The organism is Flavobacterium ammonificans (assembly GCF_020886115.1).
Classification (GTDB): domain Bacteria; phylum Bacteroidota; class Bacteroidia; order Flavobacteriales; family Flavobacteriaceae; genus Flavobacterium; species Flavobacterium ammonificans.
In genome coordinates this window covers 2,133,860-2,151,145 of record NZ_AP025185.1, presented here as the reverse complement: position 1 = coordinate 2,151,145, position 17,286 = coordinate 2,133,860, and the positions used below count along the sequence as shown (strand labels likewise).

Here is a 17,286-nt window from a genome sequence, read left to right as displayed (position 1 = left end):
GAATGAACCTGTATAGTATTCATGACTATCTTTTTTAAAACTTGACTACCATTCCAAATCCAATTTTATTATCATTATAAAATGGGAAAATAGCACCATTTAGATTTTCTTGTTTTTTGAATAGTACTTTTTTCATCCATGGATGTATCCAATAGGCAATTTTTGTACTAAGAATTCCTATTCCTGCACCAGCAGCAACATCTGTTAACCAATGTCTATTATTATACATTCTGAAAAAACCTGTTCCAGCTGCAACAACATAGCCAGATATACCATACCAAATAGATTCATATTTGTATTCTTGAAATAAAAATTCTGCTCCCATAAAAGCTGTTGCTGTGTGTCCTGATGGAAATGAATTTGTAGAACTTCCGTCTGGTCTTTCAACATTTCCAGTATGTTTAATTATGTTAACAGTTGCACCCATAATTAAATAAGCAGTTCCAAATATTATAGTTCTATCTTTAAAGTCATTTTTTCCTTTAATTCCAGCAAGATTAAGAGCATATACAGTAACAAATGGCGAATATTGTGAGAAATCATCCATAGTTATTTTATTATCAATATTTTCAGTAATTTCTTCTTTTACTTCATAATTTAAATTTAATAAACTATGACTTTCAAGTCCAACTATTCCATATCCAATTAAAGAAGTTGGTATAATGAGAGATTTGTAGTTAAATTTTTTCTTTGTTACTACATTTAAACTGTCAGTATTTTTATTCTGTCCCTGAAATTTAGAACAATAAAAAATTATTAGTATTATCGTTATAAAATATTTTTTCATTCTATTATTTTATTTAACTAACTTTAAGACTTTCAAACTATTTTATAAATTATAATTATATATCCATTTGTTTTCAAAGATAGTAAAAATGTTTTCTGATTTGCCAACCGATTGTGTTGGTGGGTGCCGTTCGGTAAGCTTGCAGATAACTAGTATATATGTCTGACAAAACCAAAATTAATCACCCAATTTTGCATTTATGTGTTTGATAAATTTCGTTTCAAATAGTTATCAAAAATATAAAAAATACAAAAAATGATTGTACAAAAAATCAAAAAGGGCTTTGATTATAAATTATGGAAATATCTTTTATAATAACTTCAATTTAAAGATTTTACTTTTTAGTCTCCTTCATAAACATATTAAAAACTAAACCTCCCATTAACGCTCCGTATAGTGTGGAGTTGAGTGGTTTTGAAGTAATGGCGCAAGTGCCTGAAGCACAACCTACATAAAAATAATACCCATATCCGGCAAGGGCGCCAATGGCAACTCCGATACCGGTTAGTAGTAAGGCCTTTTTAGTCATTAGTTGCTTTTTTCAAGGATTACTTTTATCAGGTCTTCTTTAGAAAGCACCCCTGATTGTCGCCATAATGGTTTGCCATTTTGAAATAAAATCATGGTTGGTACTCCGCGAACTTGATATTGAGCAGCCACGGCTTGGTTTTTATCTACATCAATTTTAATAATGGAGATGCGTTCTCCTAAATTGGCTTTTACTTCTTTTAAAATAGGGGCTAACATTTGGCAAGGCCCACACCAAGTAGCAAAAAAGTCCACTAAAACTGGTTTGTCTGATTGTATGATTTGATTAAAAGAGCTCATAATTTTTATTTTTTTGAGTAGGGAACAGCACAACCATTGGCACCGCAACCCATATTAAAAATAACTTGAATCAAGAAAAAGGCTCCAAAAAATACAAAAGTCCACTCTCTCAATATATAGGCCTGACTGAAAAGAAAAATGGCAAAAGCCAAACGCACCCAGCGCATGAGGTGCCAATTGGTTAAAAGTAAGTTTTTCATAGTTTAGTAATTCGCTTTTATGATTTTGTATTTTTCATCAAAAGAAACCGTGTCTTGTAATTTTTTAAGAGCTACTTCTTCAGTACTGGTAATTACTACTTCGCTAAAATTGGAATTCATATTAACATTTAAAACGGTGTCTAATGACGTTAATTTTTCAGAAACAGTGGCTTTACAACCACTACAAGTGATGCCTTCAAAATTGTATAAATGAACTTCGGCAGCGGTGTTTTTTTCTAATTCAATAAACAATTCAGAATTGGCTCTTGGCACAACCGAATTGGTACAAACGTCCATTTTTAGAATAGTAAAAGCGCCAGAAAATAAATTGATATATTCAACTTTGTTACCACCAAATGGAGGTCCTTCTTCAAATTCGCGATTAAACAACAATCCTGCTATTTTTCCTTTAGGAGCTAACAATTGGTGCATTTTCCAAACGTATTTTGGTCGCATCGTTGGCGGAAGCGCACAGAAAAAAGTTTGTTCAATGATCCAGTCGTATTGTCCTTGGTGTTCAAAGAAATCGCTTAAAATGATTTTGACATGGGGCTGATTGACAAATTTTTGTTGCAATACTTCTATTAAAGTGGGCGCAATATCAATTACAGTTATATTGGTAAAACCTTGCTGTAGCAAGTATTCTGCCTCATACGAATTCCCCCCTCCAGGAATTAAAATGGCACTATTTTTATCTTCGATGGTGTCAATAAATTCTTGTAAAGGAGGGGAAACGGTTCCTAAATCCCAGCCAGTTGCCTTAGCCTTGTATTGGGCATCCCAATAGGCTTGGTCTAAAGGCTTGTCGCAAGAAGTCACACAACATTTTAAGTCTTCCATGATGTATTTTTATTTTTTGCCACGGATTACACAGATTAATTTAAATTAAACATTCTAATCCCTTAATCTGTGGCAAATATTTGAGGTAATAGGTAAGTACTAAAAAGCAAATTTTTATTGTTTCAGAACCTTACTTTGACACACAAAATTAGTTTTTGGAACAGTAGTTTTTGCAATTGCATTAAAACCGCCTTCTACTTCGCTGAAGTTTCTGAATCCACGTGCCTCTAAAATAGAAGCTGCAATCATAGAACGATAACCACCAGCACAATGCAAGAAAAAATGATCCTCTGGATTGATGTCTTTTACCCATTCGTTGATATAAGCCAAAGGTTTGCTATAGGCTTCTTCGATATGTTCCGCTTCGTATTCACTTTCTTTACGAATGTCGATAATTTTGCTTTCGCCAATGGTTACTTGTTTTTCAAACTCTTCAGCTGAAATTCGGTTTACAGTATCTATTTCGTGACCAGCGTTTTTCCAAGCCTCGAATCCTCCATCTAAATGTCCGATTAAGTTGTCAAAACCAACGCGGCTTAAACGAGTTACCGTTTCTTCTTCACGTCCGTTAGCTGTTACTAGTACAATAGGTTGTTTCACATCGGCAATTAAAGCACCTACCCATGGCGCAAAATCGCCATCGATTCCGATATTGATGGATTGAGGAATGAATCCTTGAGCAAACTCGGCATTGTTACGTGCATCAAGGATTAACGCTCTAGTTTCTTCCACCATCAACTCCAATTGAGTTACAGGAATAGCGCGCATTCCGTTGTTTAAAACCGTTTCGAAACTTTCGTATCCTTTTTTATTCATGGCTACATTCATACCAAAATAAGCAGGTGGAGGCAACAAACCATCTGTTACTTCTTTGACGAATTCAGCTTCAGTCATATTAGCTCTCAACGCATAATTAGTTGCTTTTTGGTTACCCACAGTAGAAACTGTTTCCTTACTCATGTTTTTTCCACAAGCACTTCCGGCACCGTGAGCAGGATATACAATTACATCATCTGCTAACGTCATAATTTTATTTCGAAGCGAATGAAATAAAGTAGCGGCCAATTCTTCTTGTGTCATTGAAGCTGCTTTTTGAGCCAAGTCAGGACGTCCTACATCTCCAATAAACAAGGTGTCTCCAGAGAAAATCGCGTGGTCTTTTCCGTTTTCGTCAATTAATAGATAAGTAGTACTTTCCATAGTATGACCAGGAGTATGCAATACTTTTATTTTTATTTTACCAATTTCAAAAATTTGTTCGTCAGAGGCTACAATAGCTTCAAATTCTGGATTAGCGGTTGGCCCATATACAATTTTAGATTGGGTTGCTTTAGCTAAATCTATATGACCCGATACAAAATCAGCATGAAAATGTGTTTCGAAAATGTATTTTAATTTGACGTTATCGCGTTTTAATCGATCCAAATACGGTTGTATTTCTCTCAATGGGTCAATAATTGCTGCTTCTCCATTAGAAGTAATATAGTAGGCACCTTGTGCTAAACATCCTGTATAAATTTGTTCTATTTGCATGATATATTGTGTGATTTTATTTTTTCTACAAAAGTAATTTAGAATTACTATTTGATTTGTGACATTGGTTACAATTAATTAATTAAAAAAAACTTCTTTAGTGATGATGTAAATCCCCATAATTAAAACGAACCATCCAAAAATGGGTTTTAATTTAGCGCCATCTATTTGTTTTGATAATTGAGTTCCAATAAGCATTCCGATAAAGGCTATGCCTGATATGATAAACAAAAAGCCATAATCTATTGGAGTTCCAATATACAAATCGCCGCCAAATCCAATACTTGAATTGATGAAAATGATTAACAATGAAGTTCCTATGGCTTGTTTCATTGGTAATTTTGCAAAAAACAACAAGGCCGGAATAATTAAAAATCCGCCTCCAGCACCCAAAAATCCAGTGACAATTCCAACAAAGAAACCAATGATTCCTAGCTGAATATAGTTGGTTTCCCCAGTAGTTGTAGTGAACTCATTTTTTCTTATCATAGATACTGAGGCTGCAATCATAAGCAAAGAGAAAACAATCATAATTAGAAAACTCTTTGAGACTTGGTAAGAAGCTATAGAAAATAGTGTTTCAGCAATTTGCGGAAAAATTACTTCGCGAATTATCAAAATTGAAACAATTGAAGGAATTGCAAAATACAGTGCTGCTTTTATTTGTAAATTTCCCATTCGGTAATGGCTAATACAACCCATTAATGAGGTAATTCCAACAATAAATAAGGAATAACTTGTGGCTAGCTCAGGATCAATTTTAAATAAATAGACTAAAATAGGAATAGTTAAAATAGAACCGCCACCTCCAATTAAACCAAGTGAAAGCCCTATAATTATTGACGCAAAGTAACCGATGTATTCCATGTTTTGATATTTTTAATTACAAAAATGAACATTTTGAATCATATCAAATGTAACATTTGTCACAGTCTTAAAAATTCTAATTTACAAAAATTAAATAAATGAACCTCAAGATTAAGTGATTTAGATGATTTATTTTTAATCAAAAAAGGAAAAATTTAATACAAACCATTCCCTATTTCTTATAAATAATGTTGCTTAAAGCACTATTTAATAACAATAATGAAAACTGGAAAACGTTTTCGTGAAATTACTTTTCAATTCGTAACTGTCTCATTTATTGTTTGCTAAAAACATCGTATTTTTACAGAAATTAAAATTATTTGATATGAATTTAACACAAGAAGATTGGATTGCTCAATATGAGTCAGACGAAAACGCTGTGATACTTGATGTAAGAACAGCAATGGAATTTGACGAAGGGTTTATTGCAGGAGCTATCAATTATGATTTTCATCAAGGAGCGGGATTCGTTGCTGATTTAGAAACATTAGATAAATCCAAAAACTACTATGTTTATTGTCGTTCTGGTGCTAGAAGTGCCAATGCATGTGCGATTATGAACGAAATGGGTTTTGAAAACACTTATAATTTATTAGGTGGTATCATAGAATGGGACGGAGATATCGTTGAACCCTAAATTACTAAACAACAACACAACAACATATTATGAGTACAATTCCTCAAGAATTTCAAATTACTTCTCCTTTAACACAAGATACGTACTTGGTTAATGGCGAATTAAAAAAATGGACTGGCGTAACTACACCGGTTTATTCGACTATTTCTTCTACAGCAGATTATGCGCCTACTTTGTTAGGTACTATTCCTGCTATGGGAGAAAAAGAAGCTATGGAAGCAGTTGAGTCAGCTGATTTAGCTTTCAACAACGGTCAAGGTTTATGGCCTACTATGAAAGTAGGGGATCGCATTAAGTGTATGGAAGATTTTGTAACCAAAATGAAAGACACTCGTGCCGAAGTAGTCAAATTATTAATGTGGGAGATTGGAAAAACCCTTGGCGATTCTGAAAAAGAATTTGACAGAACGGTGGAGTACATTTACGATACGATTGATAGTTTGAAAGAATTGAACAGTAGAAGTGCTCATTTTAGTAAAGTTCAGGGTATTCATGCCATGGTGCGAAGAGGGCCTTTAGGCGTTGTATTGTGTCTAGGACCTTATAACTATCCTTTGAATGAAACTTTCTCCTTGCTGATTCCTGCTTTGATTATGGGAAATCCTGTGGTTTTTAAACCAGCAAAACATGGAGTTCTATTATTAACTCCGCTATTGGAAGCGTTTAGAAGTAGTTTTCCAAAAGGCGCCATTAATATTTTATATGGTAGGGGTAGAGAAGTAGCTACGCCAATAATGAAATCGGGTAAAGTTGGTGTTTTGGCTTTGATTGGAAACAGTACATCAGCGATTGCCTTGCAAGACCAACATCCGAATAAAAACAGATTGCGTTTGATTTTAGGCTTAGAAGCCAAAAATCCTGCGATTATTTTACCTGATGCCGATTTGGATTTGGCTATTCAAGAATGTATTACAGGTTCGTTGTCCTTTAACGGTCAGCGTTGTACAGCTTTAAAAGTCTTGTATGTTCACGAATCGATAGCACAAGAATTTAATACTCGTTTTGCTGCTAAAGTAGACGCATTGGCTTTTGGAAATCCTTGGGAAAAAGGAGTGATGCTAACACCACTTCCTGAGAAAGAAAAACCGGCCTACATTCAAGAATTGATTGATGATGCTAAAGCCAATGGTGCTCAAATTTTGAATGCAAAAGGAGGAGAGCACAGCGACAACTTCATCTTTCCAGCGGTTTTATATCCTGTGAACAAAAACATGCGTGTTTACCACGAGGAGCAATTTGGCCCTGTGGTGCCAATCATTTCGTTTAAAGACATTCAAGAACCATTGAATGATATGGCGGAGTCGAATTATGGACAACAAGTGAGTTTGTTTGGAAAAGACATAAAAACGATCGCACCACTAATTGATACTTTGGTGAATTTAGTCTGTAGAGTAAACTTGAACAGTTCTTGTCAACGTGGACCAGATGTATTCCCGTTTACAGGTCGTAAAGACTCAGCTGTAGGAACTTTGAGTATTCACGATGCTTTGCGATCGTTTTCTATTCGAACATTCGTTGCCTCTAAGGACAACGACTACAACAATGCCATCTTACAAGAACTATTGAATAGCAAGGAGTCTAACTTTATCAACACAGATTATATTTTATAGTCTGATTTTTCAAATATTTAAAAGCGTCTTATTTGTAAGAATAAGTCGCTTTTTTTATATGTAGTTATTAACAAAAAAATGTTAATAAATCATTTTTTTTTTTAATTTATACGTACTATTTTTTTAATCAATCGTAAAATATTTAAATGTGCCATTGAGATAAAGTAATTTAGTAGAATTATTGTGTTTAGTGACTAAAATCTAGTAATTTATTAATCAGTATAATATTTTTTTTAGTGTTTTAGTTACGAACTCTTTATTGAAATAAATTACTAAATAGTATGAAAAAACCCCACAAGTTTCAGTCTGTTCTTATATCGTTATGTCTATTAGTTAGTACTCTATCTTTTTCTAGCGAGAAGTTCGAATTAAGTAATAGTGATAACATTCATCGTGCTTTTAATCATATAATTTCAAATTCAATTCGATTTACTTTGAAGTCTGAAATTGCAAAAGTTTCAGCTGTACCTAATATTACTGCTCAACCCCAATCACAATCTGTCTGTGCAGGAGATAATGTGACTTTTTCCGTCACAGTAACTGGAACTGGATCGGGAAATTTAGTTTTTTTATGGAAAAAAAATGGTGTAACAATAACTAATGCAGTTGGCAGAATAAGTGGTGCAACTACAGCTTCATTAACATTATCCAATATTTCAATTAGTGATGCAGATAATTATACTTGTGTTATCACTGATGATATTGATTCTACAAACACAATTACATCAGATCCTGCTACATTAATAGTTAAATCACCACCAGTTTTGAGTAGTCCATTAACCGCTACTGTTTGTTCAGGAATAGCAAATACATATATAGGTCAGAGTTCAGATAATAGTTCAGTTTTGAAATGGGTCAGAAGAGCGGCAACAGGAATAAGTCCAGCTCCATTATCTACATTATCTGCCAATGGCAATATAAATGAGGTATTAACTAATACCACTAGTGCACCTATTGATGTTTATTATGATTACACATTAACTTTAAATGGTTGTACTAATACTCAGAGTGTAAAGGTTACAGTTAATCCTAAATCTCAATTAACGAGTTCATTGACACCAGCGGCTGTTTGTTCAGGTTCAACATTTAGTTATACCCCATCAACTAATGTAACAGGAACAACTTTCAGTTGGACACGCGGTGCACAAACGGGTATATCGGAATTATCAAGTAGTGGAACCGGTTCGATATCTGAGGTTCTAAGAAATACAACAGATGCATCAATCGGAGTTATATACAACTATACATTGACGACACTTTCGAATTGTGTTTCAACAGGTACAATTACGGTTGATGTAAAACCAGTTCCATCATCTGCGGTTTCTATCAATGGAGCTAGTACAGTTTGTAGAGGGAGTGAAATTGATTATAGCACTACAGCTATAACAAATGCTACAGGTTATAGATGGACTTTACCGGATGGAAGTATTACAGATACAAATTCAACGACACTTAGTATTAACTATGCTATTATGACAAGTTCAGGGAACTTAAGTGTAGCAGGTTTGAATGAGTGTGGAGTAGGTGTTTCTTCTCCAGCAGTGGCAATTACGGTATTGGCACCACCAGTTTTGAGTAGTCCATTAACCGCTACTGTTTGTTCAGGAATAGCAAATACATATATAGGTCAGAGTTCAGATAATAGTTCAGTTTTGAAATGGGTCAGAAGAGCGGCAACAGGAATAAGTCCAGCTCCATTATCCACATTATCTGCCAATGGCAATATAAATGAGGTATTAACTAATACCACTAGTGCACCTATTGATGTTTATTATGATTACACATTAACTTTAAATGGTTGTACTAATACTCAGAGTGTAAAGGTTACAGTTAATCCTAAATCTCAATTAACGAGTTCATTGACACCAGCGGCTGTTTGTTCAGGTTCAACATTTAGTTATACCCCATCAACTAATGTAACAGGAACAACTTTCAGTTGGACACGCGGTGCACAAACGGGTATATCGGAATTATCAAGTAGTGGAACCGGTTCGATATCTGAGGTTCTAAGAAATACAACAGATGCATCAATCGGAGTTATATACAACTATACATTGACGACACTTTCGAATTGTGTTTCAACAGGTACAATTACGGTTGATGTAAAACCAGTTCCATCATCTGCGGTTTCTATCAATGGAGCTAGTACAGTTTGTAGAGGGAGTGAAATTGATTATAGCACTACAGCTATAACAAATGCTACAGGTTATAGATGGACTTTACCGGATGGAAGTATTACAGATACAAATTCAACGACACTTAGTATTAACTATGCTATTATGACAAGTTCAGGGAACTTAAGTGTAGCAGGTTTGAATGAGTGTGGAGTAGGTGTTTCTTCTCCAGCAGTGGCAATTACGGTATTGGCACCACCAGTTTTGAGTAGTCCATTAACCGCTACTGTTTGTTCAGGAATAGCAAATACATATATAGGTCAGAGTTCAGATAATAGTTCAGTTTTGAAATGGGTCAGAAGAGCGGCAACAGGAATAAGTCCAGCTCCATTATCCACATTATCTGCCAATGGCAATATAAATGAGGTATTAACTAATACCACTAGTGCACCTATTGATGTTTATTATGATTACACATTAACTTTAAATGGTTGTACTAATACTCAGAGTGTAAAGGTTACAGTTAATCCTAAATCTCAATTAACGAGTTCATTGACACCAGCGGCTGTTTGTTCAGGTTCAACATTTAGTTATACCCCATCAACTAATGTAACAGGAACAACTTTCAGTTGGACACGCGGTGCACAAACGGGTATATCGGAATTATCAAGTAGTGGAACCGGTTCGATATCTGAGGTTCTAAGAAATACAACAGATGCATCAATCGGAGTTATATACAACTATACATTGACGACACTTTCGAATTGTGTTTCAACAGGTACAATTACGGTTGATGTAAAACCAGTTCCATCATCTGCGGTTTCTATCAATGGAGCTAGTACAGTTTGTAGAGGGAGTGAAATTGATTATAGCACTACAGCTATAACAAATGCTACAGGTTATAGATGGACTTTACCGGATGGAAGTATTACAGATACAAATTCAACGACACTTAGTATTAACTATGCTATTATGACAAGTTCAGGGAACTTAAGTGTAGCAGGTTTGAATGAGTGTGGAGTAGGTGTTTCTTCTCCAGCAGTGGCAATTACGGTATTGGCACCACCAGTTTTGAGTAGTCCATTAACCGCTACTGTTTGTTCAGGAATAGCAAATACATATATAGGTCAGAGTTCAGATAATAGTTCAGTTTTGAAATGGGTCAGAAGAGCGGCAACAGGAATAAGTCCAGCCCCATTATCAACATTATCTGTCAATGGTAATATAAATGAGACATTAACTAATACCACTAGTGCTCCCATTGATGTTTATTATGATTATAGTTTAAGTTTAAATGGTTGTATCAATACTCAGAGTATAAAGGTTACGGTTAATCCTATATCAAAATTATCAAGTACATTGACTCCACCTACTGTTTGTTCGGGAGTTTCTTTTGAATATACACCAAATTTTACTGTATCGGGTACTACCTTTAGTTGGAGTAGATCTGCACAGGCTGGTATATCGGAATTATCAAGTAGTGGAACCGGTTCGATATCTGAGGTATTAACCAATACAACAAATGCATCAGTAGGAGTAGATTATATTTTTAGTTTAACAAGTCCCTCAGGATGTACATTTACAGAAACAGTTCGCGTTAATGTTACACCACTACCATCAGCTCCGATTACTATAACAGGCGACAAAACAGTTTGTATTGGTATTCAAAGGACATATAATATAACTGCTATTCCTAATGCTACTTCTTACCGATGGACATTACCTAACGGTAGTACTACAGATACCAATATCACCTCACTTATAGTAGATTATTCAGTAGTAACTAGTTCGGGTAATTTAAGCGTTGCAGGTGTCAATTCCTGTGGAGTTGGAGTTGCTAAGACAGAAGTTATAACCGTACTTGCTCCACCAGCTTTAAGCAGTTCATTAACTGCTACGGTTTGTTCAGGAAGTCCATTTGCATATACAGCTACAAGTTCTAATAGTAGTTCTACAATGAGTTGGTCTAGAGCGGTTGTACCTGGTATTTCCAATGTATCAGCTACATCAATTACAGGTAATATAAGTGAGACATTGGTCAATACTACTAGTTTGCCAATAGAGGTTGTTTATGTATATACTTTAACATTAAATGGTTGTACCAATACTCAGATAGTAACAGTTACGGTTAATCCGAATGATTTACTTTTAAATATCCCGAGTGCTGTAGAATTATGTTCAGGTGCTACATTTAATTTTACGCCCACTACAAGTATAGATGGATCTATATTCAGTTGGAATAGAGGCACAGTTGTAAGAATAACACCAACTATTAATGAGAGGTTAGATAATAATGGAACTACACCTATAAACGTTGTTTATAATTATAAGTTAACAACAGCAGAGGGTTGTATAAGTCCAAATAGGAGTTTTACGGTAAAAGTAAATCCTTCACCTAAATTAATTAACATTCCAACAACCTCTTTTTGTACAACATCAAACCAATCCGTAACATTTACATATAATCCTACAGCCAATATACCAGGAGTTAATATTTCTTGGACCAGAGCTGCCAAAGATGAAATCCAAGAATCATCAAGTTCAGGAATAAATAGTGAAATTTCAGAAACACTTACAAGTACTTCAACTACTAAAACTGTTTTTGCTGATTATTCCTTTGTTCTTGATGATACTGTTAATGGTTGTGATGCAACAGATAGTTTTTCGGTAAGATTAGAGAAAATACCTGACGGGATACCCGTAATTGAAGGAGATCAAATGGTTTGTGCAGGAAGCAGCAATAATAGATATAAAGCGAGTTTCAGCACAAATACTTCTAGATATGTATGGACATTACCTAATGGTAACGAAATTACAACCTCTTCGGATACTATTAATCTAAATTTTCCAACCACGACCACTTCTTATTTTTTAAAAGTTGAAGGTATAAATACATGTGGGAGAAGCACTATTTCGGATAGTTATCCTATTACGGTAATTCCTCCGCCTACATTAAGTAGTCCCAAAACGGCTAGCATATGTTCAGGTTCTTTATTTGCTTATACACCGAATAGTTCGGATGGAAATGCTAGATATACTTGGAGTAGGCCTGCGATTGATGGTATTTCAAATCCACAATCAACAGATATTACTGGAAATATCGAAGAAGTATTAGTGAATACAACTAATTTACCGATTGATGTACTTTATAGGTTTACAATATTTACAACAGGAGGTTGTAAAAATATCCAAGATTTGATTGTTACAGTTAAACCAACGCCTAACTTAATCGAGCCTACTTTAGATCAAGTTGCTTGTTCAGGAAATGTATATAGTTATATACCAAGTTTTAGTTTGCCAGTAACAACATTTAATTGGACAAGAGTTGCTGTTGTAGGAATTACTCCTTTTACACCTCCAGTAGTAGCTTCAGTGAGTTCATTAACAGAAACCTTAACTAATACTACATCTTCACCAATTGAGGTTGTTTATCAACTTACGGCTACAAGTGGTGGTTGTAGTAAGACATCGGAGTTAAGGGTTTTAGTTCAACCTTCACCATCGGCAGCTGGAACAATTACAGGTCCAACAATAATTTGTTCAGGGTCATTAAATCAAGAGTTTAGAGTTCCTGTAATACCAAATGCAACTACATATGACTGGACGTTGCCAACAGGCGCAGTTATCACAGATGGTTTAAATACAAATGTTATCAAAGTTAATTTTGGTAGCGGAGTTGCATCGGGTAATGTTGTTGTCAAAGGATTAAATTCGTGTGGAGAAGGTATAAGTACTACATTACCAATTACAATAGTTCCATTACCTACATTGAGTAGTCCACAAACGGCTAATATTTGTTCAGGTTCTGAATTTACCTACACCCCAATTAGTTCGGATAGCAGTACAGCTTTTAGATGGAGTAGAGCTACAATGATAGGTATTTCCAATCCAAGTGCTACAGGTACAGGAGTAATAGTTGAGACATTAATCAACACAACTGGTCTTCCGATAAATGTTGTTTATGAGTATGAATTAGAAAATGAACAAGGATGTATATCGACACAACAAGTCACGGTTACAGTTAAACCAACGCCTAACTTAATCGAGCCTACTTTAGATCAAGTTGCTTGTTCAGGAAATGTATATAGTTATATACCAAGTTTTAGTTTGCCAGTAACAACATTTAATTGGACAAGAGTTGCTGTTGTAGGAATTACTCCTTTTACACCTCCAGTAGTAGCTTCAGTGAGTTCATTAACAGAAACCTTAACTAATACTACATCTTCACCAATTGAGGTTGTTTATCAACTTACGGCTACAAGTGGTGGTTGTAGTAAGACATCGGAGTTAAGGGTTTTAGTTCAACCTTCACCATCGGCAGCTGGAACAATTACAGGTCCAACAATAATTTGTTCAGGGTCATTAAATCAAGAGTTTAGAGTTCCTGTAATACCAAATGCAACTACATATGACTGGACGTTGCCAACAGGCGCAGTTATCACAGATGGTTTAAATACAAATGTTATCAAAGTTAATTTTGGTAGCGGAGTTGCATCGGGTAATGTTGTTGTCAAAGGATTAAATTCGTGTGGAGAAGGTATAAGTACTACATTACCAATTACAATAGTTCCATTACCTACATTGAGTAGTCCACAAACGGCTAATATTTGTTCAGGTTCTGAATTTACCTACACCCCAATTAGTTCGGATAGCAGTACAGCTTTTAGATGGAGTAGAGCTACAATGATAGGTATTTCCAATCCAAGTGCTACAGGTACAGGAGTAATAGTTGAGACATTAATCAACACAACTGGTCTTCCGATAAATGTTGTTTATGAGTATGAATTAGAAAATGAACAAGGATGTATATCGACACAACAAGTCACGGTTACAGTTAAACCAACGCCTAACTTAATCGAGCCTACTTTAGATCAAGTTGCTTGTTCAGGAAATGTATATAGTTATATACCAAGTTTTAGTTTGCCAGTAACAACATTTAATTGGACAAGAGTTGCTGTTGTAGGAATTACTCCTTTTACACCTCCAGTAGTAGCTTCAGTGAGTTCATTAACAGAAACCTTAACTAATACTACATCTTCACCAATTGAGGTTGTTTATCAACTTACGGCTACAAGTGGTGGTTGTAGTAAGACATCGGAGTTAAGGGTTTTAGTTCAACCTTCACCATCGGCAGCTGGAACAATTACAGGTCCAACAATAATTTGTTCAGGGTCATTAAATCAAGAGTTTAGAGTTCCTGTAATACCAAATGCAACTACATATGACTGGACGTTGCCAACAGGCGCAGTTATCACAGATGGTTTAAATACAAATGTTATCAAAGTTAATTTTGGTAGCGGAGTTGCATCGGGTAATGTTGTTGTCAAAGGATTAAATTCGTGTGGAGAAGGTATAGCATTTTCATTACCTGTTACTATCTATCAAAACGCAATGGTTAGTTTAGTTTCAGGAAATCCAAACACAACATTGTGCATGGGGTCTTCATTTGTTACCCCTATTAAATATGCTATATCACCTTCAACAGAAGAGTTGAAATTGACTGGTAAATTGCCTGCGGGTGTTGATTTTACATCATCAACAGGAATAATCACAGGTACTCCAACTGAGAGTGGTTCTTTTCCATTTACAATCACATCTACTTCAAACTGTAGTAATAGTTTGTCAGGAATTATTGTAGTGAATCCATTACAATCGATTGCTAAATTGTCTGGAACAGTTAATCAAATCGCTTGTATCAACACCGAGATAGATCCAATCGTTTATTCAATTGCTAAAGGAACAACAGGTGTGTTAATAAATCCAGTATTGCCTTTAGGAATAGTAGCAACTGTAGATGAAGTTAATGGATTAGTTTCAATTTCTGGAACACCAACTGTAGCAACAAGTTTAGCACAAAACTATGTGATAACGACACAAGGTAGTTGTGGTTCACCTGCTAGTACAACTATCAGTTTTGATATAAAACCGGCAGTGATATTGGATTTTATAAGTCCAACAGCAACATTAAATCAAGCAGTTTGTTTAAATGGTCCAATTATACCTATTCGATTCAGTGTCGGTGGTGGCGCCACTGGAATTATTACACCTGTTTTACCAGCTGGTTTAACTATTTCTCAAGATCCACTAACTTTGGTTTACACCATACAAGGTAATCCAACCGCCAATGGTACATTTACAATCCCAATAACAACAACAGGATGTACCAAAACGGAGATAATTACAATTTCAAACGTTAATACTGCCGTATCAATTGATTTATTGTCAGCCTCTGGAACAGATCAACAAACTTTATGTCAGACTAATTTTAATTCTCCAATAGTACCAATTCAGTATACTATTGTTGGTGCAACTTCAGTACAAGTTTTGGGTTTGCCTTCAGGAGTCAATTTTGTATATGATTCAGCTATAAGTAAGCTAGTTATTAGTGGTACTCCAATACAAACAGGAATATTTAATTATACAATTACTTCCTTGCCATGTAGTATTATAAAAACTGGAGTTCTTAAAGTTTCAATTCCAATGTTTATTTCAAGCGAGTCTGTTAAAAATGTTAGTTGTAGTAAAGTTAATGATGGAGAAATTGCAGTTACGATTATTGGAGGTGTGCCTTTGTCGGGCTCATATTCGGTTCAATGGACTGGACCTAATAATTTTCAACAAAATAGATTGAATATAACTGGACTTCAAGCAGGGGAATATACTTTAACAGGAAGAGATGCAATAGGTTGCTTAATCCCCTCAAAAAAATACACAATATTACCTGCATCGCCAATAAATATCTCACTTGTTTCTACTACAAATATTAGTTGTAACGGTTCTTTAGGTTGTGCAAACCTAAATTATACGGGTGGAACGGGTATTTATACTAATTTCGTTTTACAGTTTTTAGACCCTTCATTACAAATGTGGACATCAGTACCGAATCCTTCAAATAATTATTTCAACGTTTGTAATCTTAAAGCAGGTTTGTATAGGATTGCAGTTACAGATAGTAATTCTTGTACCACAGAACCTTTTCAATTCACCATTTATGATTATGGATCACTGAAAATTGATTCTGTAAATTTAGATAATAAACTATGCTCTACCTCTGGTGGTAAGGTAAGAGTTTCACTTTCTACTTTGGATCCAAATCTTACATTTTTTTATAATAATGTAGTAGTTCCTTTTACAAAAATTGGAAATAAACTTTATGAATTATCTATTAGTAATCCTACTTCTCCTACAGGTAATATTAAAGTTACAAATAATGAAAACTGTTGGGATACAATTACATTAAATACAACTGTAATTAATCCTAGCTTAAGTTTTACTTCATTGAATTTAACTACTTATGGAAATGTTTCTGTTAATGAAAGCATTAAGTTTACTAATGGTTTAACAGCCACTACTATTCCTCCAGAGTACGATTACTTAGTTTGGGATTTTGGAGACAATAGTCCGTTGAAGGTGTTTTATAACCCTGAGGATATTAACCCAAATAGTGATGGAGAGAGTTTGACGACTGTATTTCATTCTTATGCAAAGGATGGACTGTACACTGTAACATTGATAGCCTATAATCAATTTGGTTGTTCTAAATCAATAACAGAAGTAATTACCGTGGGGCAAGGTGCTAGTATAATGGCTCCAACTGCCTTCTCACCAAACAATGATGGAATTAACGATTTGTTTAGACCTTCATTGTTAGGATTAAAAGAAGTGAATGTAAATATTTATGATCATTGGGGTAATCTAATTTATGAGATTACTTCCGATACCGCTTCACTTCCAACCGATTGGGGTTGGAATGGTCTCGAGAATGGCAAGTCGGAACCTGTTAATGGAACCTATCGTTATTACATCATGGCTAAAACTATCAATGATTTAATTATTGAAAAAGAGGGTCAGTTTATTTTAATTAAATAAT

10 protein-coding genes are annotated in these 17,286 nt (G+C 34.8%); 3 read left to right on the top strand and 7 right to left on the bottom strand.

Going from position 1 to position 17,286, the window contains the following annotated elements:
* Positions 1-34: 34 nt before the first annotated feature.
* From LPC20_RS09515 to LPC20_RS09485, 7 genes are all read right to left on the bottom strand, one after another.
* Positions 35-787, bottom strand: coding sequence for a phosphatase PAP2 family protein (locus LPC20_RS09515; RefSeq protein WP_229324810.1), 753 nt, complete (start codon positions 785-787; stop codon positions 35-37).
* A 334-nt stretch (positions 788-1,121) separates the two neighbouring features.
* Positions 1,122-1,316 (bottom strand): DUF6132 family protein, encoded by a 195-nt coding sequence (locus LPC20_RS09510; protein ID WP_229324808.1) that lies wholly within the window; start codon positions 1,314-1,316, stop codon positions 1,122-1,124.
* Complete coding sequence (gene trxA, locus LPC20_RS09505) at positions 1,316-1,615, bottom strand: thioredoxin (protein ID WP_420827825.1); 300 nt, start codon at positions 1,613-1,615, stop codon at positions 1,316-1,318. Before trxA ends, LPC20_RS09510 begins: the two co-directional genes overlap by 1 nt.
* A 5-nt stretch (positions 1,616-1,620) precedes the next feature.
* Positions 1,621-1,815: a hypothetical protein gene (locus tag LPC20_RS09500; protein WP_229324806.1), complete on the bottom strand. Its 195-nt coding sequence runs from the start codon at positions 1,813-1,815 to the stop codon at positions 1,621-1,623.
* Between the two features lie 3 nt (positions 1,816-1,818).
* Positions 1,819-2,655, bottom strand: a complete 837-nt coding sequence (locus LPC20_RS09495) for a cation transporter (RefSeq protein ID WP_229324804.1) — start codon at positions 2,653-2,655, stop codon at positions 1,819-1,821.
* A 114-nt stretch (positions 2,656-2,769) separates the two neighbouring features.
* Entirely contained in the window at positions 2,770-4,188 is a 1,419-nt protein-coding gene (locus LPC20_RS09490) for an MBL fold metallo-hydrolase (protein WP_229324802.1), read from the bottom strand.
* Between the two features lie 78 nt (positions 4,189-4,266).
* Positions 4,267-5,055 carry a sulfite exporter TauE/SafE family protein gene (locus tag LPC20_RS09485; protein ID WP_229324800.1) on the bottom strand — a complete coding sequence of 263 codons (789 nt, stop codon included), beginning with the start codon at positions 5,053-5,055 and terminating at the stop codon, positions 4,267-4,269.
* Between the two features lie 325 nt (positions 5,056-5,380).
* Between LPC20_RS09485 and LPC20_RS09480 the strand changes: the two genes are divergently transcribed.
* The 3 genes from LPC20_RS09480 (at position 5,381) to LPC20_RS09470 (ending at position 17,285) form a co-directional block, all read left to right on the top strand.
* Positions 5,381-5,692: a rhodanese-like domain-containing protein gene (locus LPC20_RS09480; protein WP_229324798.1), complete on the top strand. Its 312-nt coding sequence runs from the start codon at positions 5,381-5,383 to the stop codon at positions 5,690-5,692.
* 29 nt (positions 5,693-5,721) lie between these two features.
* Entirely contained in the window at positions 5,722-7,302 is a 1,581-nt protein-coding gene (locus LPC20_RS09475) for an NADP-dependent glyceraldehyde-3-phosphate dehydrogenase (protein WP_229324796.1), read from the top strand.
* Positions 7,303-7,583: 281 nt separating this feature from the next.
* Positions 7,584-17,285, top strand: coding sequence for a PKD-like domain-containing protein (locus LPC20_RS09470; protein WP_229324794.1), 9,702 nt, complete (start codon positions 7,584-7,586; stop codon positions 17,283-17,285).
* Position 17,286 lies beyond the last annotated feature (1 nt).